1 protein-coding gene and 1 pseudogene are annotated in these 3160 nt (G+C 46.0%); both read right to left on the bottom strand.

Translation table 11 applies throughout. The features are described 5' to 3' along the window. Positions 1 to 443: pseudogene (locus tag Q0541_RS04015) on the bottom strand (FAD-binding oxidoreductase); the annotation flags it as partial. A gap of 329 nt (positions 444 to 772) precedes the next feature. Further along, positions 773 to 2845 (bottom strand): pentapeptide repeat-containing protein, encoded by a 2073-nt coding sequence (locus Q0541_RS04010; protein ID WP_298905867.1) that lies wholly within the window; start codon positions 2843 to 2845, stop codon positions 773 to 775. Positions 2846 to 3160: the final 315 nt, after the last annotated feature.

Below are 3160 nucleotides of genomic sequence, written 5' to 3'. Positions count from 1 at the left end.
AGATAAACCGGATCTACACCGATATTCAAGACATCCTCTACCCAAACTTCTGTACCGCCAGCAAAACTAACTCGCGCTGGGTTATATTTAGTGGCGATCGCAGTTGCTAATTCTTCCTCAGTTAGCAAGTTCAATTCCACAAACACATCTAATTCTTTCCGAGAGATATTCCACTCTTGATCCCTTCCCCGCAAAATTCCCCGTTCCATCAACGCCACCCGCAGTCCCTTCACCGCCAAGGCGCAACCAATTAAAATGCCTAAAGTGCCACCGCAGATAACTACATCGAAGTCTACGACGCCCAAAGGCTGTTGACTTTCTTTAACTAACGTTGGGATAGGTGCGGTGTTTTCGCGCACAGATGTGAGGATGCGATCGCCTTGGCGCAACCCTCCTAAAACATCGCCCGGTAATTGGGAAAGGATTTCTTCAGTTAAAGACATTTTGGAAAAACTAAACTCTACATTCCAAAACTACCTGAGAATGGAGAAAGTAGCTGAATAAAAAGACCTCTCCCTGGTTTTACTACGCAAAACCGTCCCTCTCCGAGTCGGAGAGGGAAAGACTTTAATACGCTTGGGTTAAAGCCAAAAACCAAAACCAGTGTAGGTTGGGTTGAGGAACGAAACCCAACATTTTTCGTGGTTTGTTGGGTTTCACTTGGTTCAACCCAACCTACAAATATTGTACGCAAAACCCTCCCTCTTACCCGTCGGAGAGAAAATTGAACTTTAGTTCAAGACAGGGAGAGGTTTGTTGAACTCACGTTAAATTATCCCAAACCGAATAGTTTTGCGATCGCAGGCAATAATTTATTACCCGCTTCAACTAGCGAAGCAACAGCAGGTAAGCCTGTAAATATCCCTTTCAACATGGTGATTGCCGTTTTTGCCGTCTTCTGCTTAGTGGATTCTTGAGGATTTTTCCCCGCTTCTGCCAAAGTCTTCACCTGTTCCAGCGCTTCAGCTTTCTCTTCTTCTGGCAAATATGTGGATTGTATGATTGCATCTTGCAACTGCGACAATAATTCTTTAATTCCCGGTTTCTCGGCATCCGGTGAATCAGGTAACTGAGTGAGGGCAATACTTACATTACCGCTGATGGTTCCCAGATTAGCAACAGAACTATTCCCAGCGATACCGCTGACATTACTGCTGCCTTGAATGTTGATGCCGCTGATATCAGACATGATGGTATTTCCTTGTGTATAAGATTTAGGATGCCCAAGTGCAGTTGTGATCATATTTTTTAAATCACTAATATAACTATCTTTTGCTACCAGCAATAATTGCTGACTCTGGGATAAAGCTTTGAGTTGATTATAATCATCAAAATATTCTGCACTCAGTTGAGATTTATCGCTACCTGCTGCGGTTTTGGCTCTGAGCAAGATTTTATCATCGCCGCGTTTCTCCATTGCCACGATTTCTAACTCAGCTTCGGGATGGTTTTCGGCAAGGTTTTTGAAAGCAATGGCAACAGCGCGGGGGTCAACGCCTTGATTATGGTATAGGTCGAGGGTGTCAAAAATTGGCTTGATAAAGTCGGCAAAGTCGCCGATTGCAAATTTCTCTTGTTTATTATCAGGTTTACGGAGAGGGTCGGGGTCTTCTTTGGTGGGAAAGTGCATGAAGACATATTCACACCTCACCCCATGCAATTTAGTTGTATTTGTAATCCCCCAATCTTCAATGTACGCGCCGGTGAGTGTTGCACCTGTTAAATCTGTGTCGTCTAGTTGTGTTTGCTTCAGCTTTGCTCTTGACAAATCGGCATCTTGCAAATTAGCTTCACTGAGATCAGCGCCAATAAAGCTGGCATCTGCTAAATTTGCTGATTGTAAGTTGATACCCCGCAGGTTTTCACGGTAAAAATTTTTATCCTGTCCCTGTCCTGTAATCAGCAGTTGACGTACTTGTGAGTTTTGCAGATAAGTTGAGCCAGGACGAACACGGTCAAGCATTTTGGCTTGATGCCAACGGCTACAGATAAGAATAGTGTTTCGGAAATCTGTGCTTTTGAGTGTGGCTTTGGTGAAATCAGCATTGGTTAAGTCAGCGCCACGAAAACTTGTACCTCCTGTTGCAGCAAAGGTAACAGCGATATTACGAACCAAGGAGTGTTTTTCGTCTCCTTTCATAGCTCGCCAGCTAATGTAGATATTAAATAACGTTCCAGCTCCGGCTCCGGCAACGGCTCCGGCGATGGCTCCGGCGACGGCGAAAGCGAAGGCGACGGCGATGGCGACGGCTCCGGCTCCGGCGAAAGCGAAGGCGACGGCGATGGTGACGGCTCCGGCTCCGGCGACGGCTCCGGCTCCGGCGAAAGCGAAGGCGAAAGCGAAGGCGAAGGCGAAAGCGAAGGCTAAGGCGACAGCGAAGGCTAAGGCGACAGCTAAGGCGACAGCGAAAGCTGCGGCTCCGGCTATGAAGATGGCGTTGCCTGTACCTGCGGCGACGAGGAAGGCAATGGTGACGGCAAAGGCTCCTAAACCAGCTGCTATTCCTTGGCGAATTGTGACGAAGAAAAAGACAATTAATACGATTAGGGTAATCCAGCCGCCAATCTGATTGTCTAACTTGGAATCAAATATTAGTGACACCAAGTAACCATTGAAAGCCCATAAAAATCCTGACAGTCCTGACAACAGCCACGAGACAAGGACTAGGAAAATTACCCAACGTCGTTGCAGTCCAGCTTTGGCATGGCTGAAGTTCGCACCTGTTAAATTAGCATTGGTGAAGTTTGCCCCTCGGATGTCGGCATAGCTAAAGTTTGCACCCGCAAGGTCTTGTCCTTTGAAGTTGCGTCCTTGGAGATTTTGACCGGAGAAGTCTAAAGCCATGTTCCACTTTACGGAGGTGAGCAAATTTTACTACACGCTCACCCCTGTAAATTCAGGAATGGTTAGATATTTTTCATTAATGGAGTTCAAAGACTCGTTCACGAGTATCAAAGACTCGTTGACGGAGTTCAAAGACTCATTCACGAGTATAAAAGACTCGTTAACGGAGTTCAAAGACTCATTCACGAGTATCAAAGACTCGTTGACGGAGTTCAAAGACTCGTTCATGAGTATCAAAGACTCGTTCACGAGTATCAAAAACTCGTTGACGGAGTTCAAAGACTCATTCACGAGTATCAAAGACTCGTTAACGGA

This window comes from uncultured Nostoc sp., assembly GCF_937863485.1.
Classification (GTDB): Bacteria; Cyanobacteriota; Cyanobacteriia; order Cyanobacteriales; family Nostocaceae; genus Nostoc.
The sequence above is the reverse complement of the archived record's forward strand: the minus strand, read 5'-3'. Positions and strand labels throughout refer to the sequence as shown.

Excerpts from the sequence above, each read along its gene's own strand:
- Q0541_RS04010 (WP_298905867.1), bottom strand. The coding sequence starts at position 2,845 with ATGGCTTTAGACTTCTCCGGTCAAAATCTCCAAGGACGCAACTTCAAA.